This is a genomic window from Gordonia sp. GN26, assembly GCF_054823965.1.
This window is the reverse complement of the sequence record NZ_JSYC01000058.1, coordinates 1-20,919: the sequence shown is the minus strand read 5'-3', so window position 1 is coordinate 20,919 and position 20,919 is coordinate 1. Positions and strand designations below refer to the sequence as shown.

General features: G+C 66.6%; 20 protein-coding genes. 13 read left to right on the top strand and 7 right to left on the bottom strand.

What is annotated here, in order from left to right:
- The first annotated feature begins 2 nt into the window (after nucleotides 1–2).
- The 4 genes from OK17_RS13950 (at nucleotide 3) to OK17_RS13935 (ending at nucleotide 3,010) form a co-directional block, all read left to right on the top strand.
- The gene (locus OK17_RS13950) at nucleotides 3–821 is read left to right on the top strand and encodes an SDR family oxidoreductase (protein ID WP_461417799.1); all 819 of its coding nucleotides are present in this window, start codon (nucleotides 3–5) and stop codon (nucleotides 819–821) included.
- Nucleotides 822–967: 146 nt separating this feature from the next.
- A complete protein-coding gene (locus tag OK17_RS13945) occupies nucleotides 968–2,014 on the top strand; it encodes a hypothetical protein (RefSeq protein ID WP_461417811.1) in 1,047 nt (348 codons plus the stop codon).
- The gene (locus tag OK17_RS13940) at nucleotides 2,011–2,613 is read left to right on the top strand and encodes an NUDIX hydrolase (RefSeq protein WP_232718022.1); all 603 of its coding nucleotides are present in this window, start codon (nucleotides 2,011–2,013) and stop codon (nucleotides 2,611–2,613) included. The genes OK17_RS13945 and OK17_RS13940 overlap by 4 nt, the downstream gene beginning before the upstream one ends.
- Nucleotides 2,614–2,761: 148 nt before the next feature.
- Nucleotides 2,762–3,010, top strand: a complete 249-nt coding sequence (locus OK17_RS13935; RefSeq protein WP_232718023.1) for a hypothetical protein — start codon at nucleotides 2,762–2,764, stop codon at nucleotides 3,008–3,010.
- Between the two features lie 43 nt (nucleotides 3,011–3,053).
- Here the strand turns inward: OK17_RS13935 and OK17_RS13930 are convergent, their stop codons facing one another.
- Nucleotides 3,054–3,419 (bottom strand): hypothetical protein, encoded by a 366-nt coding sequence (locus OK17_RS13930; protein ID WP_232718024.1) that lies wholly within the window; start codon nucleotides 3,417–3,419, stop codon nucleotides 3,054–3,056.
- Nucleotides 3,420–3,847: 428 nt separating this feature from the next.
- On the opposite strand from OK17_RS13930, the gene OK17_RS13925 reads away from it, so the two are divergent.
- From OK17_RS13925 to OK17_RS13915, 3 genes are all read left to right on the top strand, one after another.
- Complete coding sequence (locus OK17_RS13925; RefSeq protein WP_461417798.1) at nucleotides 3,848–4,399, top strand: YceI family protein; 552 nt, start codon at nucleotides 3,848–3,850, stop codon at nucleotides 4,397–4,399.
- A 252-nt stretch (nucleotides 4,400–4,651) separates the two neighbouring features.
- A complete protein-coding gene (locus OK17_RS13920; RefSeq protein ID WP_461417797.1) occupies nucleotides 4,652–6,367 on the top strand; it encodes an adenylate/guanylate cyclase domain-containing protein in 1,716 nt (571 codons plus the stop codon).
- A gap of 122 nt (nucleotides 6,368–6,489) precedes the next feature.
- Entirely contained in the window at nucleotides 6,490–7,386 is an 897-nt protein-coding gene (locus tag OK17_RS13915; RefSeq protein WP_461417796.1) for an oxidoreductase, read from the top strand.
- A 254-nt stretch (nucleotides 7,387–7,640) separates the two neighbouring features.
- Here OK17_RS13915 and OK17_RS13910 read toward each other — a convergent pair whose 3' ends face one another.
- Together OK17_RS13910 and OK17_RS13905 are read right to left on the bottom strand one after the other, a co-directional pair.
- Nucleotides 7,641–7,949, bottom strand: a complete 309-nt coding sequence (locus OK17_RS13910; protein ID WP_461417795.1) for a GIY-YIG nuclease family protein — start codon at nucleotides 7,947–7,949, stop codon at nucleotides 7,641–7,643.
- A 225-nt stretch (nucleotides 7,950–8,174) separates the two neighbouring features.
- The gene (locus tag OK17_RS13905) at nucleotides 8,175–8,687 is read right to left on the bottom strand and encodes a hypothetical protein (protein WP_232718029.1); all 513 of its coding nucleotides are present in this window, start codon (nucleotides 8,685–8,687) and stop codon (nucleotides 8,175–8,177) included.
- A gap of 247 nt (nucleotides 8,688–8,934) precedes the next feature.
- Here OK17_RS13905 and OK17_RS13900 point away from each other — a divergent pair, with 247 nt between their 5' ends.
- Together OK17_RS13900 and OK17_RS13895 are read left to right on the top strand one after the other, a co-directional pair.
- A complete protein-coding gene (locus tag OK17_RS13900; protein ID WP_461417794.1) occupies nucleotides 8,935–10,449 on the top strand; it encodes a SulP family inorganic anion transporter in 1,515 nt (504 codons plus the stop codon).
- Between the two features lie 112 nt (nucleotides 10,450–10,561).
- On the top strand, nucleotides 10,562–11,191 hold the full coding sequence (locus tag OK17_RS13895; protein ID WP_461417793.1) for an alpha-ketoglutarate-dependent dioxygenase AlkB: 630 nt from the start codon (nucleotides 10,562–10,564) through the stop codon (nucleotides 11,189–11,191).
- Between the two features lie 60 nt (nucleotides 11,192–11,251).
- Here OK17_RS13895 and OK17_RS13890 read toward each other — a convergent pair whose 3' ends face one another.
- Genes OK17_RS13890 through OK17_RS13880 form a run of 3 tightly spaced genes read right to left on the bottom strand, consistent with a single transcriptional unit; the run spans nucleotide 11,252 to nucleotide 15,085 of the window.
- The gene (locus OK17_RS13890; RefSeq protein WP_461417792.1) at nucleotides 11,252–12,973 is read right to left on the bottom strand and encodes a GMC oxidoreductase; all 1,722 of its coding nucleotides are present in this window, start codon (nucleotides 12,971–12,973) and stop codon (nucleotides 11,252–11,254) included.
- Nucleotides 12,970–14,511, bottom strand: coding sequence for a flavin-containing monooxygenase (locus tag OK17_RS13885; protein ID WP_461417791.1), 1,542 nt, complete (start codon nucleotides 14,509–14,511; stop codon nucleotides 12,970–12,972). The genes OK17_RS13890 and OK17_RS13885 overlap by 4 nt, the downstream gene beginning before the upstream one ends.
- Entirely contained in the window at nucleotides 14,504–15,085 is a 582-nt protein-coding gene (locus tag OK17_RS13880) for a TetR/AcrR family transcriptional regulator (protein ID WP_461417790.1), read from the bottom strand. Before OK17_RS13880 ends, OK17_RS13885 begins: the two co-directional genes overlap by 8 nt.
- Before the next feature lie 173 nt (nucleotides 15,086–15,258).
- On the opposite strand from OK17_RS13880, the gene OK17_RS13875 reads away from it, so the two are divergent.
- The gene (locus OK17_RS13875) at nucleotides 15,259–15,894 is read left to right on the top strand and encodes a DUF3558 family protein (protein ID WP_461417789.1); all 636 of its coding nucleotides are present in this window, start codon (nucleotides 15,259–15,261) and stop codon (nucleotides 15,892–15,894) included.
- Between the two features lie 51 nt (nucleotides 15,895–15,945).
- Nucleotides 15,946–16,929 (top strand): LLM class F420-dependent oxidoreductase, encoded by a 984-nt coding sequence (locus tag OK17_RS13870; RefSeq protein ID WP_461417788.1) that lies wholly within the window; start codon nucleotides 15,946–15,948, stop codon nucleotides 16,927–16,929.
- 258 nt (nucleotides 16,930–17,187) lie between these two features.
- Here OK17_RS13870 and OK17_RS13865 read toward each other — a convergent pair whose 3' ends face one another.
- A complete protein-coding gene (locus OK17_RS13865) occupies nucleotides 17,188–18,354 on the bottom strand; it encodes a pyridoxal phosphate-dependent aminotransferase (RefSeq protein WP_461417787.1) in 1,167 nt (388 codons plus the stop codon).
- A gap of 104 nt (nucleotides 18,355–18,458) precedes the next feature.
- Between OK17_RS13865 and OK17_RS13860 the strand changes: the two genes are divergently transcribed.
- Nucleotides 18,459–19,031 carry a pyridine nucleotide-disulfide oxidoreductase gene (locus OK17_RS13860; RefSeq protein ID WP_461417786.1) on the top strand — a complete coding sequence of 191 codons (573 nt, stop codon included), beginning with the start codon at nucleotides 18,459–18,461 and terminating at the stop codon, nucleotides 19,029–19,031.
- A 130-nt stretch (nucleotides 19,032–19,161) separates the two neighbouring features.
- Nucleotides 19,162–20,829: a serine/threonine-protein kinase gene (locus OK17_RS13855; protein ID WP_461417785.1), complete on the top strand. Its 1,668-nt coding sequence runs from the start codon at nucleotides 19,162–19,164 to the stop codon at nucleotides 20,827–20,829.
- Nucleotides 20,830–20,919: the final 90 nt, after the last annotated feature.

Sequence of the window (20,919 nt, the reverse complement as noted above, 5' to 3'; positions counted from 1 at the left end):
ACATGGCAACACTGGACGGAAAGGTCGCACTCGTCACCGGCGGTGCAGGCGGGATCGGGCGTGCGGTCGTCGAGGGTTACGTCGAGGCCGGCGCGAAGGTCGCCGTGCTCGACCGCGACGCAGAACGCCTGGGCGAGCTGGCGGAGACGTTCGGCGACAACGTGGTCACCACGCTGGGGTCGGTGGAGAACCTCGCCGACAACCAGCGCGCCGTCGACGAGGCCGTGAAGGCCTTCGGCAAGCTGGACGTCTTCGTGGGCAACGCAGGTGTCGGAGCGGGCAATCTCTCCCTCGCCGAGGTCCCGCTCGACAAGCTCGAGGCGGCGATCGACGAGATCTACGCGATCAACGTCAAGGGCTACCTGCTCGGTGCCCGCGCGGCACTGCCCGCCCTGCTGCGCACCGGCGGCAACATGATCTTCTCGTGTTCCATCGCCAGCTACCGCGCCGTCGACGACGGCACGCTCTACGTGTCCACGAAGCACGCCAACCTGGGCATCGTGCGTGGACTGGCGTTCGAGTTCGCGCCGAAGGTCCGCGTGAACGGCGTCGCCATCGGCGTGGCCCGGACGAAGATGGAAGGCCTCGCCGCCCTGGGCCAGGAACCGCTCGACGCGGTGCTGCCCGGCGCCGAGGAGGTCATTCCGCTCGGCTTCATCCCCGAGCCCAGCGACTATGCCGAGGGTTTCGTCTACCTGGCGTCCGACGCAGCACGCGTCGTGACCGGTGAATGCCTCTGGGCGGACAGCGGTTTCGGTATCCGCGGCATCGGCAGCCCGGCAGGTGGACGGGACCTAGACCCCGATCTGCTCGAGGCCTGAGAAGCAACGACGACCGCACCGCGACGAGCCGAGCAAATCGGCTTGTCGCGGTGCGGTCTCGTTTGTTTCGTGCCACCCGCAGTGTTTGTCGTGGTGCCGGGTCGTCGACCCGCAATACTCACTTCATGAGAACTCGCACCACTTCGGTGATCGTCCGCAGCGCCCACGGCACCGCGGCCGTCGAATGGTTCCTCATCATCGCGATCGCCACCATCCTCATCACCCGCCTGTATCTCGAGCTGACCGGCTACCCCCAGGTCGGCAACGGCACCCTGCACATCGCGCACGCGCTGTGGGGCGGGGCGCTCATGATGGTGGCGCTCGTCATCGGGTGGCTGTTCCTGGGTGCCAACGCGCGTGTCACCGCGGTCATCGTGGGCGGTATAGGTTTCGGGTTGTTCCTAGACGAAGTCGGCAAGTTCGTCACCCGCGACAACGACTACTTCTACGGGCCGGCCCCGGAGATCATGTACGTCCTCGTGGTCCTGGTCCTCCTGGCCAGTCGTATCGTCCGCGACCTCAAACCGCCCACAGGTGCCGAGGCGCTCGCCAACGCGGCGTCGATCGCAGCCGAAGGTGTCGCACACGGGCTCCCGGAGCGTCGTCGACAGTTGGCCGAGGATTTTCTCGTCGTCGCCGAGACGAACGGCTTCGACGCCGCCACCATCGCCAACGTGCGCGCCCTGCTGGAATCGAGCAGAGGTACGCCGGATCGGCTGATGATCCTGCGGGGTCGGGCCGTGGGACTGATCCCGGACTTCTTCCGCAGCCCACGGTGGGTGTCGATCGTCGGTTGGGGCCTCGTGGTGGCGTCGGGGCTCGCGGTGGTCGTCGGCGCGTTGAGTTTCGTCTTCCCCGAACATCGTTCGGACGACGTCGACTTCTACCTCGAGCTCGCGGACAACGCTCCGGCCACCTGGATTCTCTTCATCAGCGGCATCGTGGTCTTCGTCATGGCCCTACCTGCGATGGTGGCGCGCCGGCGGGGTCTGGCGGGCATCTGGCCGTTGCGGACACTGCGCATCGCGGCGCTGGTGTTCATGCTCAGCAACGCCCTGGTGGACTTCGCGATGGAGGGCTTCGGGGCATTGCTGAACGTGGCCATCGGTCTGTTCACACTCAGCGTGCTCGGCTACCACCTGGCGCAGGCCGTCACGGCGTCGAACGACAGGCGTGATGAACTGAGGGTGTGACTCACCTCGAGCGGGCAGTGGCGGCCGAACGGGTCGAACGATTTCAGCACCGGACCGTCGACGTCCCCGGATCGGCGGCAGCGGCTGTCGTGCTGGCGGTGGCGGAGAAGGACGGCCGACAGGGCATCTGGCTGTGCAAGCGACCGCCTACGATGCGTCGCCACGCGGCCCAGTTCGCGCTTCCCGGTGGCCGGCTCGACCCGGGGGAGGACCACATCACCGCGGGGCTGCGGGAGCTCGACGAGGAGCTCGGTGTGCAGTTGTCGCCCGGCTCGGTGCTCGGGACACTCGACGACTATCCGACCCGGTCCGGTTTCGTGATCACCCCGATCGTCTGCTGGGCCGAGGAGTATCAGGAGCCGACGCCGAATCCGGCCGAGGTGGCGCAGCTGTTCTTCGTGACCTTCCAGGAATTGGCCGTGGAGCCGCGGTTTCTGAACATCCCGCAATCGGATCGTCCGGTGATTCAACTACCCATCGTCGAATCGCTGGTGCATGCGCCGACCGCAGCGGTGATCTACCAGTTCGCGGAGGTGGTTCTGCGGGATCGGCAGACCCGGGTCGACGGTTTCGAACAGCCCGTTTTCGCCTGGAAATGAATCGCCATTTGGGTCAATTGACATACATGTACGATCGTCCCATCTAATTGTCGACGTATTCAGATGCGCTCTGCGGCACGAATTTCCACTAATCGGACGACACGCATTTGTATGACAACTCACCTACCGGTTAGGCATGATTACGGGCGTGAACAATGCCAATACTTCGAATACGGCGGCCGATCCGTCCTTCGAGGTCCGCTCAAGTGAATGGGCTCCGGCACCGAGCACGACGCCGCAGCCGCCTGCGATCGAGCCGGCCAAGGTCGTGTACCGCTACGAGTACAAAGATCCCTACGCACCCATGTCGATGCGCAACCAGGTCATCCTGGGCTGCGCGATCTCGCTGGTCGTGATCGCGTTCATGGTCGCGGCGCTGGTGATCGGCTCGCGGTAGTCCCCCGTCGTCGGTCCGACCTCGTCTCGGATCCCTTCGAGGACTAACAGATCGAGAGATAGCAGTCCCGCGCCGTCACGTTGACCGGCAGCGGATCGCTGGGGAATTGCTGCTTGATGGTCTCCTCGGCATTCTGGATCGGGACCGGGGGATTGGTGCCCCAGACGGTCCAACCCAAACCGTTGAACTCGTCGGAATTGCTGGCGTAACCCGAACATGCCCAGAAGACGTTGTATCTGCCCTGCGCGAGCGTCATGGTCTTCGCCGTGTTGCCCTGCGGGGCCTCGAAGGAATCGGACGGGTTCTCGTTGAACGACGAATCGCCGCGCACCGGGACCTCCGGAACCGGGAGGGTCTCGACCGCACACAGCTTCGGATTGTCGGAGTTGTTCACGATCGTGACCGTCACCTCCTGACCTTGAACCAACGGCGGCATCGCCAGGACGTCGTTCGGTCCCGCCGACGCAGGAGACGCGACGGTCGTGGCGGAAACCGCCAATATCCCCACCGCGGCGGTTATCAGGGCTCCGGAACACTTTCGCATGGCTCATGACCTCCTGTTTTGACTTTCTTTTACGGGTCTTTTGAGTGTGGCGAGATATCGAAAACCCATCGGTCGACTTCCGGTTTATTTGTCGACTTATGGATGTGGTTCGGGCGAGCGGTCCCGAGGTGACGCGGGCAGTCGGGGCCGTCCCGTCCAAGCGTGACCGAGATCACGTCGGCTCATAGGCGGCAGGGGAATGTAATCGGACCGCGGTCCGTTTAAAGTGTCAATGGGTCGCGAAGGCCCATGCGAATCGAGATGAACTCGCCCCCGTCTGGAAGGACGCAACCATGACCGCAGCAACCACCGTCAAGGCACCCATTCCCGCAGGTACCTGGAATATCGACGCCACCCACTCGACCGTCGGCTTCTCCGTCAAGCACCTCATGGTCAGCAAGGTCCGCGGCACCTTCGACAACTTCTCCGGCACCATCACTGTCGACGAGAACGGCGCACCGTCCGTGCAGGCCGAAATTGACGTGACCTCGATCAGCACCAACAACGCCCAGCGTGACGGCCACATCAAGTCGGCCGATTTCTTCGACGCCGAGAAGTACCCGACCGCGACCTTCGTCTCGACCGGCGTCCGCGAAAACGGGGACGACTACACCCTCGAGGGTGACTTCACACTCAAGGGCATCACCAAGCCGGTCACCCTCGACCTCGAGTTCAACGGCACCAACCCCGGCATGGGCCACGGCACGGTTGCCGGCTTCGACGCCAAGACCGTGATCAACCGCAAGGACTTCGGCATCGACATCGAGATGCCCCTCGAGGGTGGCGGCGTCGTCGTCGGCGACAAGATCACCATCACGCTCGAGATCGAGGCTCTCCAGGCCTGATCGCCCACAAACCCCGACCGGGCTCGACACCCCAGAGCCCGGACGGCCCACGGACCGGCACCGCGCGACCCCGCGTCGGTGCCGGTCTGTTGTTCCCGGTGCAGGTTTCGACAGTGTCGACCGGCGGGTACGGGGGGCCGGTAAGCAGCAGGCCGTGAGTCAGTGGAACCACCCACATCGGGACCTTGGATGTGACATGGACGTCACCGACTCCGGTACGCTGCGAGTATCGCCAGCAGGCAGGAGAGGTCCATGGGACGCAGGCGCCGCACCCGCCGTGGCGTGCCGTGGTCGCGGTTGAGACGCCGCACTTCCGGGATGTTGTGGGGACTGCCCACGGTTCCGAGCCCCAAGGCGTGGGCTCGAGTCGGACCGGACATGCGGGCGCGGATCGCCCGCCACGCGACCGTCACGGCGATGACCGGTGTCGTGGCCAGCAACGCACTGATCGGTGTCGAGACCTTCCTGCTCGTGCAGCTCGCCTTCAACGGCGGGCAGCTCACGTTCGCCGAGACCCTCGGCGCCCCCAACTTCCCGGCCGTCGTCGGCGCGATCATCACCGGCATCCTCGTCAACCTGATACTCGGCTTGCTCGTCTTCCGGCCGCAGCTGAAATGGTTCGTCAGCTGCCAACCCGCCGACCATGCGCGTCGACGCGCCGTGCAACGCATCCCGGGCTACCAACTGCTCGCCACAGTGGGGGCGTGGTTCAGCGCCGCACTGTTCTACGTGCTGGTCGCCGACGACCTCACCGTCGCGACCGTTGCCGGCGTCGCGGTGGCGTTCACGCTCGCCGGATTGTCGAGCTCGTGTCTGACCTACCTGTTCGTCGAGCGTGCCGCCCGACCGCTGGCCATCGTCGTCCTCGAGGACTTCCCCGCCAATCACGTCATGAACGGCGTCCGCATCAGGTTGTTCGCCGTGTGGGCGGTGAGTTCGGCGGTGCCGATGATCGGCCTGCTGACCGTCAACGCGGGGCGCTTCACCGGCATGCTGCCCGACGTGGCCGGCGCCGTCGACTGGACGACCGTGATCCTCACCGTCGTCGGACTCGCCGCCGGCATCCGCGTCATCTACCTGGTCGGTCAGGCCATCACCGATCCGCTGACCGAGATGCGTCGTGCCGTCCATCGCGTCGACCACGGCGACTACGACGCCCGCGTGCCCGTCTACGACTCGTCGGAACTCGGTGTCCTGCAACACGGATTCAACGTGATGGTGCAAGGACTCGCCGAACGTGACCGGATGCGCGAGATCTTCGCCCGACACGTCGGTGACACCGTCGCCGACCTCGCCATCTCCGACGGCGTCGGCATGCACGGCACCAACACCGAGGTGGGCGTCCTCTTCGTCGACATCGTCGGCTCGACGCGGCTCTCCCAGCACCGCAGTCCGGACGACGTCGCCGAACTCCTCAACGCCTTCTTCAGCATCGTCTTCGACGTCGTCGACCATCACTCCGGCTTCGTCAACAAGTTCGAGGGCGACGCCGCGCTGGCCGTCTTCGGCGCGCCCGTCGAGCTCGACGATCCGGCCGGGCACGCGCTCGCCGCCGCCCGAGACCTCGCCGACCGCCTCTCCAAGAGTCTCGATATCCGGTGGGGGATCGGCGTCTCCCACGGCGAAGTCTTCGCCGGCAACATCGGCGCCGAACGACGCTACGAATACACCGTCATCGGCGACCCGGTGAACGAATGCGCCCGCCTCTCCGACATGGCCAAGACCGGTCGCGTCCCCGCCCTCGCTAGTGGCGCCGCCATCGACTCCGCGGGCGCCGAAGCCGACGAATGGGAACTCCTCGGCAGCCGGATCATGCGCGGCCGGTCCCAGCCGACCGAGTTCTACGCTCCCTCCGAACTCGTCGAACGGCTCGGGTCGTCGGGCAACTTGATCGCCGAACTGCTGCGTCCCGCACGACGCATCGTCGGCGCCAATCCTCTGCGGCTGACGACGTTCTTCGGCGGCTGAGAACCGCGGCGGCGAGCGGCCCGCTCGAGACGATTCGTTGACGCCGTCCGGGGGCGTCAATAGCGTGGGCCGCAGGGTCGCGGCGAGGCCGCCGGACCGACACACCATCCCAGGGGGCTGCGATGAGCGGTTGGACGTCAGCGAATATTCCGGATCAGACGGGGCGCACCTTCGTGGTGACCGGCGCCAACAGCGGCCTCGGGGCCGAGTCGGCCAAGGCGCTCGTCGCCGCCGGCGCCAACGTCATCATGGCGTGCCGCAACACCGCCAAGGCCGACGCCGTGGCGTCGAAGCTGGGACCCAACGCGACCGTCGCCCAGCTCGACCTCGCTGACCTGGCGTCGGTTCGGGCGTTCGCATCGAGCTTCACCGGCGCCGACGTCCTCATCAACAACGCCGGACTCATGGCCGTACCGCTGCGACGCACCGCAGACGGTTTCGAGATGCAGATCGGCACCAACCACCTGGGCCACTTCGCGCTCACCGCGCTGCTGCTGCCGAAGATCACCGACCGTGTCGTGACCGTGTCGTCGGGCGTGCACCAGATCGGGAACATCCAGCTCGACGACCTCAACTGGGAGCAGCGCCGCTACCGCCGCTGGCAGGCCTACGGCGACTCCAAGATGGCCAACCTCATGTTCGGGCTCGAGCTTGCCAAGCGGCTGGAGGAGGCCGGGTCGTCGAAGCAGTCGTTCATCGCCCATCCCGGTTACGCCGCAACGGAATTGCAGGGTCGGAGCGAGAACTTCGTGGACGTCCTCGCGAAGCTGTCGAACAAGCTGCCGATCGCGCAGCCGGCCGCGGACGGGGCACTGCCTCAGCTCTACGCCGCGACGATGTCGGGCCTGCCGTCCGGCACCTACTACGGACCGACCAAGTTCTTCGGGCTGCACGGTGCTCCCGGACGCAACAAGTACAAGAAGGCGGCCGACGACGCCGACTTCCGCGCGGCGCTCTGGGCGGAATCGGAGAAGCTGACAGGGGAGAAGTTCGACGTGTCGGCGGGTTCTGCGGGTTGAGTAGGTGAGGAACGTTAGCGACGAGCCGTATCGAAACCAGGCTGGTGGGCTGACCTCGATATGGACCTCGGCTAGCGCCTCGGTCCTACTCGGCCAGCAGGGGATCGTGTCTGGTTTGGCTATCGGGCCTACTCGGTCAGCAGGGGTCGTGTCTGGTTTGGCTATCGGTCCCACTTACTCGGCCAGCGGGACCGCTGGTTGAGTAGTGAGGAGCGTTAGCGACGAGCCGTATCGAAACCAGCTCCGCAGCGGGCTTATTCGCCCGGCGGGGCGGCGTCCCGCTTCCACTTCTTGCGCGCCAGCTCCGGCAGCAACTCGAACTGCCCATTGATGAGCGCCAAGCGTTTTGCTCGCGACCAGCCGTGGAGATGTACTTCGGCGTCATATGCCTCGCCGACGTGCTCGAACTCTTGTCGGTAGACGAGCCGTACTGGTCGGCGAGATCGGGTGTACACCGAACCCCGCCCGCTGTCGTGTTGCTGGATCCGATTCTCTAGGTTTCGTGTGCTTCCGACGTACAGACTGCCGTCGGAGCATTCGAGAATGTAAAGGTACGCGCCCATGCAAGGACTATCGATCGAGATGACTGAGCGCTCGGTCCGGAAACGCACAGCGCCGTGCCGCCATCTCACTTTGTCCACAAGTGGTTTCGATACGGTCCTCGGCTAGCGCCTCGGACCTACTCAACCAGCGTTGGGACGGCTTGCGCCTCGGTCCTACTCGGCCAGCAGGGGACGGCTGGCGCCTCGGACCTACCAACTACCAACCAGCTGGGGCAGTACGCGGTACTACTGGACCGAGAACGCGATGCTGTTCGACGCGCCGGAGACCAGGTCGGTGACGCGGATGGTGAAGTTGCCGCCGCCCTTGAAGAAGTAGGACTTCACCGCGGTGCAGTCCTGCGTCTTGTACAGCGCGGCTTCCTTGGGAACCTTGGGTCCGGCGAGGCGGACCTCCATGCGGCACTCGTTGCCGTCGACGATGGGGCCGGCGTCGATGATGGAGTTCCAGCGCACGCCGAGACGCGAGTTCTTGGGGAAAGTGCCCGGAGTGATCTCACGGACGCCCTTCGGGTTGTAGACCCAGACGTTGATGGACTTCACGCCGTTGCGTGCGTCCGGGCGGCCGAGCTTGCCGTAGTGGGTGACCTTGTCACCCGACGACCCGAAGGCCGAACTTCCGGCGTCGAGGCTGCCGCTGGCGCTACCGAACAGGTCGCCGACCGGATCGGCGGTCGCCGGAGCGATCGGGATCAGCATGGCGGCAGCAGCCAACAGGCCGGCGATACCGGAGCGCTTCATCGAGTTCCCCCTTGTAACGTTTTATAACGGAATGATTAAAGCATCGACTCGAATAGAGTGCTGTGGGCCACTTCACATTTCGACCTCTGTGCGGTGGGTGGAATGTGCACTTGGCCACTGCCGGATCGGGTGGGGGCCGCTTGACCTGCGTGGACGGGCTTCACGGCCTGGCTCGAAAGTGTGAGTGACGCCTCGCGCGCGTATAGAGTCCGCAGGTTCGACAATTCCCGATACAGAGGAGTCCGCGGTGCGGAGTTCCGCAAAGGCCGCCCCCGAAGCCATCTCCCCGGCCGACCGCCAGTCCGTCCTGTTGACGCTGCGCTCGCCGAGCCGGCTGCGGACCGAGATCCTGGCCGGACTCGTCGTCGCACTGGCCCTGATCCCCGAGGCCATCTCGTTCTCGATCATCGCCGGCGTCGACCCGCGCGTCGGCCTGTTCGCGTCGTTCACCATGGCGGTGACCATCGCGATCGTCGGCGGTCGTCCCGCGATGATCTCGGCCGCCACCGGAGCCGTCGCGCTGGTGGTCGCGCCACTGGTCGAGAGCCACGGGTTGCAGTACCTGATCGCCGCGGTCCTGCTCGGCGGCATCCTCCAGGTGCTCCTCGGCGCGCTCGGCGTCGCGAAACTGATGCGGTTCATCCCGCGCAGCGTGATGGTCGGCTTCGTCAACGCGCTGGCCATCCTCATCTTCTCCGCGCAGGTGCCGCACCTGCTGGGCGTGCCGTGGCTGGTGTATCCGATGGTGGCGATCGGCATCGCGATCATCGTCCTGTTCCCGCGCCTGACGACCATCGTGCCGGCGCCGTTGGTCGCCATCGTGCTGCTGACCGCGGTCACCCTCATCGCGAGCCTCAAGGTGCCGAATGTCGGTGACGAGGGCGAACTCCCGGACAGTCTGCCGACACTGCTGCTGCCCGACGTTCCGTTCACCTGGGACACCTTGTCCGTCATCGCGCCGTACGCTCTCGCGATCGCGATCGTCGGCCTCCTCGAGTCGCTGATGACCGCCAAGCTCGTTGACGACATCACCGACACCCACTCCAACAAGTCCCGCGAGGCCGTCGGGCAGGGGATCGCCAACCTCGTCACGGGCTTCTTCGGCGGCATGGGCGGTTGCGCGATGATCGGGCAGACGATGATCAACGTCAAGGAATCCCGTGCGCGCACAAGGATTTCGACGTTCCTGGCCGGTGTCTTTCTGCTGATCCTCGTCGTGGGACTGGGTGACGTGGTCGCCAAGATCCCGATGGCGGCACTGGTCGCGGTGATGATCATGGTGTCGGTCGGCACCTTCGACTGGCATTCCATCAACCCGAAGACATTGCGCCGCATGCCCCGGTCGGAGACCGCTGTCATGTTGGCGACCGTCGCGGTGACGGTCGCGACGTCGAATCTCGCGTACGGCGTCGTCGTCGGCGTACTGACCGCGTCGGTGCTGTTCGCGCGTCGCGTCGCGCACATGACGGAGGTCGTGGTGGTCGCCGGGCCCGACCCCGACACCCGCGTGTACGAGGTCCGCGGCGAGCTGTTCTTCGCGTCGAGCAATGACCTCGTCTACCAGTTCGACTACACCGCCGACGAGTCCCACGTCGTCATCGACATGAGTGACTCGCACGTGTGGGATGCGTCGTCGGTTGCGACCCTCGACGCCATCACCACCAAGTACAAGGCCAAGGGCAAAGACGTCACGATCGTTGGGCTCGACGACGCCAGCGCCGAACGCCACGGCCGGTTGAGCGGACATCTGGGCGGGGAGTAGCCCGACTTTCGCTCACTCGTTCCGTTCGCGCTCACTCGTCAAAGGTGAGCGCGAACGGAACCAGTGAGCGGTTTATCGAACGTGCGTTCGATCTAGGTGTACGGTGGTGGGCATGTCCATCGGCATCCAGGGCTCGTTGTTCGCCGAGGTCGCCGCGGAACCGGCGCTCTCGGACCTGTCGACCTCGATGACGCGGCGTCCACTCACCGACGGCGCGTGGGTGGACCTGTGCCCGGGCTGGATCAGCGGGCCGGACGAGTTGTTCGATCGGCTTCGACGTCATGTGCCGTGGCGAGCCGAGCGACGACAGATGTACGACCGCGTCGTCGACGTCCCGCGGCTGGTCTCGATCTATCAGAAAGACGATCCGTTCCCAGACGGGTTGATCACCGAGATGCGGTCATCGCTCTCGCGGCATTACCGCGACGAGCTGCCGGAAGGTTTCGCGACCGCGGGGATCAGCCTCTACCGCGACGGCAACGATTCGGTGGCGTGGCACGGGGACCGCATCGGCCGGGCGTCGACGCACGACACGATGGTCGCGATCATCTCCCTCGGCGCCCCACGGCCGCTGATGCTGCGGCCGCGGGGCGGCGGGAAGTCGCTGAAGTTCACCCTGTCGTCCGGTGACCTGTTGGTCATGGGTGGCAGCTGCCAGCGCACGTGGGAACACGCGGTCCCCAAGGTGCGCGGCGTCGGCGCCCGGATCAGCATTCAGCTGCGGCCGCCGGGGGTGTGGTGATCAGTAAGGAGGGGATGTAGAAGTTGTGGACGCCATACGCCCACAACTTCTACGAAATCCTCAGCCGGCGTTGGAGATCGGCGTGATCGGCAACCGCAGCGCGGCGGGCGCGTAGTCGGGCACCGTCGGACGCACCGGCGGCACCGGGGAGATCGGCTGGTACGCCGACCCGAGCTCCGGACGCGGGTCGGCCTCACCGGCATTCGGCCACATGGCGAGCGCGCGTTCGGCCTGGGCGGTGATCGTCAGCGACGGGTTCACGCCCAGGTTCGCCGACACCGTCGAACCGTCGACGATGTGTAGGCCCGGGTGATTGAACACGCGGTGGTACGGGTCCACGACGCCGTCGGCGGCGGACCGTCCGATCGAGCAACCGCCCAGGAAGTGCGCGGTCATCGGGATGTTCAGCCAGTCGACGATGGAACCGCCGGCGTCGCCGTCGATCTCGTCGGCCATCTTGCGGACGGCTTCGTGGCCGACCGGGATCCAGGTCGGCGGGGGATCGCCGGCACCCTGCTTGCTGCGCAGCATCGGACCGAAACGGCCGCGGCGGGCGAACAGTTCGAGCGAGTTGTCGGCGGTCTGCATCACCAGGGCGATGATCGTGCGTTCCGACCAGCGTCGAACCGAGAGTCCACGCAGCGTGACCAGCGGATGCTTGATCATCTCGACGAGGGCGGCCAGTGGTCGCGGCAGGCGGCCGTCGCCGTCGATGAGCATCGCCTGCAGCATTCCGATCAGGTTGCTGCCCTTGCCGTATCGCACGGGTTCGATGTGGGTGTGCTCGTTCGGATGGAACGACGACGTGATCGCCACACCCTCGGTGTAGTCGACCCTCAGGTCGGTGGCGGTTGCGGCCAGGACGGCCTCCGAGTTGGTGCGGACCACCTTGCCCAGACGCGACGACAGGCCGGGCAGGTTGCCGCTCTGCTGCATATCGAGCAGCAGCTTGTTGGTGCCGTACGTGCCGGCCGCGAACACCACATGATCGGCGGTGAACGAGCGACGGCCCCGACGCGACCAGCGTCGACCGGTCCGATGTGTCCCGACCGTGTACCCGCCCTCCGACAGCGGGCGGACGGTGTCGACGGTCGTCATCGGGATGACGGTCGCACCGGCCTGTTCAGCGAGATACAGATAGTTCTTGACCAGCGTGTTCTTCGCGCCGACGGGGCAACCGGTCATGCAGGCGCCGCAGTCGGTACAGCCGGTGCGGGCGGGGCCGGCGCCGCCGAAGAACGGGTCCTCGACGGTCTTGCCCGGCTCGCCGAAGAACACGCCGACGGGGGTGTGCACGAAGGTGTCGCCCGCGCCCATGTCCTCGGCGACCTTGCGCATGACGCGGTCGGCGGGCGTGACCTTCGGGTAGGTGGTCACGCCGAGCATGCGCGACGCCTGGTCGTAGTAGGGGTCGAGTTCGGCGGCCCAATCGGTGATCCGACCCCAGTGCGGGTCGTCGAAGAACGCGGGGAGCGGACGGTAGAGCGTGTTCGCGTAGTTGAGCGAGCCGCCGCCGACACCCGCGCCGGCCATGACCAACACGTCGCGCAGGAGGTGCATCCGCTGCACGCCGAACATGCCCAGGGCCGGGGCCCACACGTAATCCTTGAGGCGCCAACTGGTCTTGGGCAGGTCGCCGTCGGCGAAACGACGGCCGGACTCGATGACCGCGACGCGATAACCCTTCTCGGTCAACCGGAGTGCGGCCACCGAGCCGCCGAATCCGGAACCGATGACGATGGCGTCGTAGTGGTCGGCGTCGTTGCGACCAAGTCTTTTCACTGGGCGAGGGTCCTTTCGGGATCGGTGTCGGTGGCGGAGGCCTCGACGGTTTCGGCAACGGCCGGGATGGCGTCGTCGAAGCGGTGGTCGGCGGCCACGAAGGACGCCATCTGGCGGCGGAAGTCGCTGGTGAACTTGGGCCACATGACGGAGTTGCGGCCGGTGGAGTCGAGGTACCAGCTCGAGCAGCCGCCCGAATTCCACACGGTGCGTGCGAGTTCGGGGTCGAGCTCGGCGTTGTAGGCGTCCTGTGCAGCCTGGGTGACCTCGAACGAGGAGTGTCCGGAGCCGGTGACCTCGGCGATCGTCTTCGACATGTAGTACGCCTGCGGCTCGAGCATCAGCACGATCGAGCTGTGGCCCAGGTTGGTGTTGGGTCCGTACAGGAAGAACAGATTCGGGAAGCCGTGGACCTCGACGCCGCGGTAGGCCTGAGGCGATCCCTGCCAGGTCTCGGCCAGGGTGCGTCCGTCGCGGCCGGTGACGGCCTTCGCGATGGGCGGCTGGGTGGGGGTGAACCCGGTGGCGAAGACGACGGTGTCGACCTCGTGCTCACGACCCTGATCGTCGACGGCGCCGTTCGCGGTGAGGCGGGTGATGGCGCCGGTCACGGTGGCGTTGTCGCGCTGGAGGGCCGGGAACCACTTGTTGGTCAACAGCATCCGCTTGCAGCCGATGGTGTACTCGGGGGTGAGGCGCTTACGGAGGGAGCGGTCGCGGACCTGGACCCGGAGCTGGGCCAGGGCAAGGGTTTTCGCGATCGGCAGCAGCTTGGGGTTGCGGGCCATCATCAGCACGTAGGCCTCGCGGTAGGCCCACACCATCTTGCGGACCAGGCGGTGCACGCCGGGGACACGCTTGTAGAGGGCGCGTTCGGCCGGGCCGATGTTGCGGTCGAGGCGCGGCACGACCCAGGCGGGGGTGCGCTGGAAGACGGTGAGATGTCCGACGGTGTCGACGATCTCGGGCACGATCTGGATTGCCGACGCGCCGGTGCCGACGATGGCGACCTTGCGTCCGCGCAGGTCGTGGGTGTGATCCCACTGGGCGGAGTGGAAGATCTTGCCGGTGAACTCGTCGGCGCCGGGGACATCCGGCACGCCGGGCTCCGACAGTGCGCCGGGAGCGGCGACGAGGAAGCGGGTCCGGATCTGACCCTGCGTCGTGTCGACGACCCACTCCTGGGCGGCACCGTCCCACCGAGCAGCGGTCAGGGCGCAGTTGTAGCGGATCTGATCGTCGTAATCGGCGGCGACAGAACGCAGGTAGCTGTGGATCTCGTGGCGTCGACCGTAGGTGTGCGACCAGTCCGGGTTCGGGGCGAACGACAGCGAGTAGAGCGAGGTCGGGACGTCGCAGGCCGCGCCGGGGTAGTCGTTCTCGCGCCAGACCCCGCCGGCGCCCTCGGCGCGCTCGATCGCGAGGGTCGTCAGACCGGGATGATCCTTGCGCAGCCGGTGCAGTGCGGCGAGGCCGCCGAATCCGACGCCGACGACGAGAACGTCGACGTGCTCGGGTAGCGAACTGATGTCAGCCATGGTTCAACAGGTCCTTCCAGATGGGCAGAAGTCGGTCGATGTATTCGCGGTCGGCGTCGGGGGATCGCAGGATGCGCGACACCGCGAGGCCGCGTGCGAGTTCGATGGAGAGCTCGAGTTCGGCCGGGGTGTAGCGGTCGCCGAAGATCTCGGCGCACCCAACGGCCAGGGCGTCGGAGACCCGCTGTTCGAGCGGGATCAGCGCGGTGCGCAGCTCGACGTCGCAGCGTGCCGCTACCCAGAGTTCGAGCGCGGCGTCGAACAGCGGTCCGCTGAACGACTCGATCAGCACCTCGAGTCCCTCGTCGCCCGTACGCGGGCGCGACAGGACTTCTTCGAGGCGACGATCGACGAGGTGTCCGACGGCTGCGACGACCAGCGATTCCCGGGTGGGGAAGTGATGCAGCAATGCGCCGCGGGACACACCTGCGCGCCGATTGACCTCCTGGGTCGTGGTGGCCGCATAGCCGACCTCGACCAATGCGTCGACCGCGGCATCGAGGACCCGGGTGCGGGTCGCCGCGGTGCGTTCGGCCTGGGTACGCCGGCGCGGGGTGCTGGTGGGCTCGGTCACAGTGGCGAGCGTAACACACAAACAGTCCGGACTGCTTGTAAGTGGGGTTGGCGTCATCGAGCGATCGGGCGCGCTCTGTCGAGTAGCCTCTGGAGCTCGTGAGATGCCGTCGGGTCGAAGGGGTCAGCTGCGGAGGCGGTGCCGCTCGCCAGCTCCGGAGGCTGGCACTGGTCATGGCGGTCGCCGTACTCGGCGCGGCGATGGTGGCCTGTGACGTAGAGGGGGTGCCGAGCGCGCAACCCGAGGCCATGGCCTCGGCCTCCTCGGCCGCGGCGGCCGAGCCGATACGTCAGACCGACGATGCTGGGAACCGACTCCCGTTCGACACCGAGTTTCCGGATCGGTGGAGCCGCAACAATGACGGAACCACCTACGAACCGTGCACTGCCGTGGACGATGAGCAGGTGCGGGCATTCGGATTGGACCCGGCGACAGTCGAAGATGTCGCGGCATCCAACCACCAGACCGCGCGAGGGTGCCAATGGGACCTTTTCGAGGGAGATGACATTCTCCGGCCATCGCTGAGCCAATTCGTCGGGAATCTCGAGGGAATGGGCGTGGACAACCTGCAGGACTACAAGCAGCTGCAGTCCACTGATTACAACGAGTGGCTCGACGATGTCGTAATCGCGGGCAGGACGGTCGTGGTGAGTGTCGAGCGCGGCTCGTGTGACGCGTTCGTTCAGTCCGGTTCGGCGGTGGTCGTAACGACCATGCATGATCTGCTCCGCGACGGCACGGAGGCGAATCTGCTGTGCGAGAAAGCGCTCGGATTCGTGCGGCTGACCATCGACAGGATGCCGCCATAGTCGGGCTGTTCGTCCCCACCAAGCCGTCGGCGTCGGGGTAGGTTCGACGACATGCGATTCGGACTCTTCATTCCCCAGGGCTGGCGGCTTGATCTCGTGGGCATCGACCCGGCGAACCAGTGGGAGGTGATGTCGTCGGTCGCGAACCGCGCCGAATCGGCCGGCTGGGACTCGGTCTGGGTCTACGACCACTTCCACACCGTTCCGCTGCCGACGGACGAGGCCACGCACGAGGCCTGGACCCTCGTCTCCGCACTCGCGGCGACGACGAGCCGCGTCGACATCGGCCAGATGTGCACCGCGATGAGCTACCGCAACCCGATGTACCTGGCGAAGGTCGCGGCGACCGCAGACCTCATCTCCGGAGGCCGAGTGCAGATGGGCATCGGCGGCGGCTGGTACGAGCACGAATGGCGCGCCTACGGATACGGATTCCCCTCGGCCGGTGAGCGTCTCGCCCGGCTCGACGAGGGCGTGCAGATCATGAAGCAGGCGTGGGAGACCGGCCGCGCCACCCTCGACGGCAAGCACTACACCGTCAACGACGCCATCTGTCAGCCGCAGCCGACGGCCGGGAAGCTGCCCCTGTGGATCGCCGGCGGTGGCGAGAAGAAGACGCTGCGGATCGCGGCGCAACACGCCGACTACACCAACTTCGACGGCACGCCCGAGGGCTTCGCCCACAAATCATCGGTGCTGCAACAGCATTGCGCCGACCTCGGACGCGACTTCGAGGCGATTGTCCGGTCCGCGAACTACAACGTGATGCTCGGCGAGACCGAGGCAGACGTGGAGCGCAAGCTCGACGACCTCGAGTCGCGGCTCGCGAAGATCGTCGGACCCGACGCGGCGTCGGGCAGCATGGGCGCCTTCCGCGGGATGCCTGCGGTCGGGACGCCGGAGCAGGTCGCAGAGAACCTCCGCGGACTCGAAGACGCCGGGATGTCCTACGGGATTTTCTACTTCCCGAACGTCGCTCATGACCGCGAGGACCTCGAGATGTTCGAGCAGCACGTGGTGCCGGCGTTGCGCTGATTGCACCTGCGGCAGTTGGTCCCGATATCCGGGGCCAGCTGCCGCAACGTGTTTGGAGCTCGGGTCGCCGGGGGGGGGGCGTCGCTTCCTTTCGATACGCTCGCAAGCTCGCTACTCAAGGAGCGGAGTGGTGCTCGCAAGCTCGCTACTCAAGGAGCGGAGTGGTGCTCGCAAGCTCGCAACTCAAGGAGCGGAGTGGTGCTCTCGCTACTCAAGGCGCGGCGCCGTGCTTGCGATCTCGCTACGTAAGGAGCGAGGTTACAGCTTTCGTAGACGCTCCGCGGCGTCGGCGATGACGTCGTCGCGTTTGGCGAAGGCGAAGCGGATGAGGTGGTGCCAGGGTTGGCGGTCGTCGGCGAACACGCTGACCGGGACCGCGGCGACGCCGATGCGTTCGGGGAGGGACCGGCAGAACTCGATGCCGTCGTCGACGCCGAGGGGGCGTGGGTCGGCGCAGACGAAATAGGTTGCCTCGCTGCGGTGTACATCGAAACCGGCGTCGAGTAGAGCGGCGGTGATCATGTCGCGCTTGTTCTGCAGCGCGGCGGCCGATGCCCGGACCCAGCCGAGTTCGTTGTCGAGGGCGTGTGCGACGGCCGGCTGGAACGGTCCGGAGCCGACGTAGGACATGTACTGCTTGGCGGTCTTGGTCGCGGCGATCAGTTCGGGCGGTCCGCTGATCCAGCCGACCTTCCAGCCGGTGCAGTTGAAGGTCTTGGCGGCGCTGGAGATCCGGAGCGTGCGTTCCTTCATACCCGGCAGGGTCGCGATCGGGGTGTGGGTGCGGCCGTCGAACAGCAGGTGTTCATACACCTCGTCGGCGACCACGATCACGTCGAATTCGATGCAGAGTCGGGCGATCTCGGCGAGATCGTCGTCGGAGAGCACGGTGCCGGTCGGGTTGTGCGGCGTGTTCAGCATGAACACCGCGGTTTTCGGTCCGAACGCATCCGCGAGACGCTCGCGGTCCAAGCGGAAACCGTCGCCGTCGGGGATGAGCGGGACGACGCGTCGAACACCTCCGGCCATCGCGGCGGTGGCGGCGTAGGCGTCGTAGTAGGGCTCGATCATGATGATCTCGTCGCCCGGCTCGATGAGTCCGACGACGGCGCCGGCGATCGCCTCGGTGGCGCCGACGGTGACGAGCACCTCGCGGTCTGGGTCGTAGTCGAGGCCGTACTGCTCGCGCTGGTGACGTGCGACCGCGTGTCGTAACTCCGGGACGCCGATACCGGGCGGGTACTGGTTGTGGCCGTCGGTGATGGCGCGGCGGGCGGCCTCGAGCATCGACTCCGGGCCGTCGGTGTCGGGGAAGCCCTGCCCCAGGTTGATGGCGCCGTGCTCGACGGCGAGGGCCGACATCTCGGCGAAGATCGTGGTCATGAACGGCCGCAAACGGGTTGCGGTCCTGCTCTCGAAGGACATGCGTCCAGGGTGGCACATCGCTCGCGGCGCAGAATTGGGACTCGTTCCGAGCTGCCCGATTGTTTCCGCGTTTCGCCACGTCGCCGCAGCGTACGATCCCTCGCATGACAGCGCCGGTGGTGGTTCACCAGCATGGTCGGGTTCACCAGCATGGTCGCGCGGGACATGGGGTCACCGCGATCGTGGGGTGTGCCGCGCTGTTCGTTCTCGCCGCGTGTTCCTCGGTCGACCGCGTGACCAACAACGTCTCGAAGCCGACCGACGTGGCGATCGGGCAATGCGTACAGGTCAGGTCGGCCGACGGCGACAAGTCGAACGTCGAGGCGACGAAGGCCGAGTGCGACGCCGACGGGATGACCTTCATCGCCTCCCAGGTCGTGCCCGGCGAATGCGGAGAGTACGAGAACTACCTGACCTTCCCGGACACCTCTGATCGGCTCTGCCTGATGCCGAACTTCGTGCAGGGCCAGTGCTACGAGATCCCGCAGTCGGCAGGTGGCTCGTTGGTCGACTTCAAGAACGTCGACTGCAACGCCGACGCGCGCGCCGAAGCCGCGATCTATCGCGTCGAGACGGACGGGGGTGGCTCCCTCGAATGCGCCGAAGGCCAGGTCAAGGCCACCTACGACAAGCCCGAGCCGCGCGTGTTCTGCCTGGCGTCGCTGTCCGGCGGCTGAACCCGTCGCCGCGCGGGTCACGCCCACCCGGGGTGGTCCGGTCGAGTGACACCGGGACGCATTGTGGTCGCCGCACACGGTCTGGAGGCGCAGACTTGGCGCACCTGCCCGAGAAGGATGAGGAGGGGCGATGCCGCGGAACCCCGGCGAGCATTTCGCCGGCTACACGATCATCCGACTCATCGGTCGAGGCGGAATGGGCGAGATCTACCTGGCCCGGCACCCACATCTGCCGCGCGACGAGGCGCTGAAGGTCCTACCCGCGGAACTCAGCCGCGACCCGATGTACCGGCAACGCTTCGTCAAAGAGGCCGAACACGCGTCGAGCGTCGTGCATCCGGCGATCGTCACGATCTTCAACTCCGGTGAGTACGACGGTCATCTGTGGATCGCGATGGAGTACATCGACGGCATCGATGCCCTCAAACTGCTGCGGAAGACCCCGCAGGGCCTCGACCCCCGCACTGTCATCGCGATCGTCCGGTCCGTCGGCGCCGCCCTCGACCGCGCCCATGCGACCGGCCTGCTGCACCGCGACGTCAAACCCGCCAACATCCTGCTCCAGGGACTCGACGGTCCGGAACCGCGAGTGTTGCTCGCGGACTTCGGGATCGCGAAGTCTGAGCAGGACGTCAGCCACCTGACGTCGACGAACGTCTTCCTCGGCACCGTGGCCTACGCTGCGCCGGAGCAGCTGCTCGGCGACGCGGTCGACGCCCGCGCCGACCAGTACGCCCTCGCCGCCACCGTCTTCGAACTCCTCACCGGCCGACCGCCGTTCCAGGGCGCGAGCACGGCGTCGATCATCGCCCACCACCTGCAGTCGATGCCGCCGCGGTTGTCGAGCCTGCGTCCCGGGATCTCACCCGCCGCCGACGCGGTGTTCAACCGCGCGCTGGCCAAGGAGCCCGGTCGTCGCTACCCGTCGTGCCGCGAGTTCGGCGTCGAACTCCAACGTGCACTGACCGCGCCCGGACCGCCGGGTGCTTCCTTTCAGCAGCCGGATGCCCATCAGCCACCGCAGCCGCCGTATGGAGGCCGGCCGGCCGCTGCGGCCTCACCTGGGACACAGGGCCATCCGCCCGGACAGCTCCCACCGGGGACGTATCCCGGTGGATACCAGGGCTATTCGTCACAACCCGGCTACCCGCCGCCGCCGTCGGAGAAGAAGGGGGCGGGGGTGCTGATCGCGCTCGGTGCCGTGGCGCTGGTTCTGGTCCTCGCGATCGTCGCCGGCGTCGTCTACGTGGCGACCAAGGTGTCGTCGACGCCCGACGCTTCCGGAACGTCGACGACCGCGTCGGCGCCGGCGGCGACCACCCCGAGCCAGAGTCCCGCGGCGCGCACCACCGATACGACGCCGCTGTCGGTCACGGGGCCTGACGACGTGCAGGCCGGCGAGTGCGTGAACATCGCCATGCAGGCCGGGTCGTCGACGACGGTGCTGGCGTCGAAGGTGGACTGCGACTCGGCGGGCATGAACTTCTACACCGCGTCGATCGTCCCCACCGCGACTCCCTGTGCCAGCGAACAGAATTCGACGCTGACCTTTCCGAACAGCACCCGGAAGCTGTGCCTCACGCCGAACTTCTACGAGGGACTCTGCTACCTGATCCCGAAGGAGGGCGGGTCGCTGGCCGACTATCGCGAGGTCCCGTGCGCGAGCGCACCCGCGTTGCGGACGGTGCTCGCGCAGGTGACCAGACGAGGCGCGTCGACCATCACCTGCGCCGCCGGCGAGGCCCGCTGGACGTTCCTCCAACCCGAGTCGATCGGGTACTGCCTGATGGAGGTGTGAGGGTCGCTGCCGGCCGAGTGCGTCGACCGAGCGGAGCGAGGACGCCGTGTATCGAGGTCGGGCTGGTTTCGATACGGCTCGTCGCAAGCT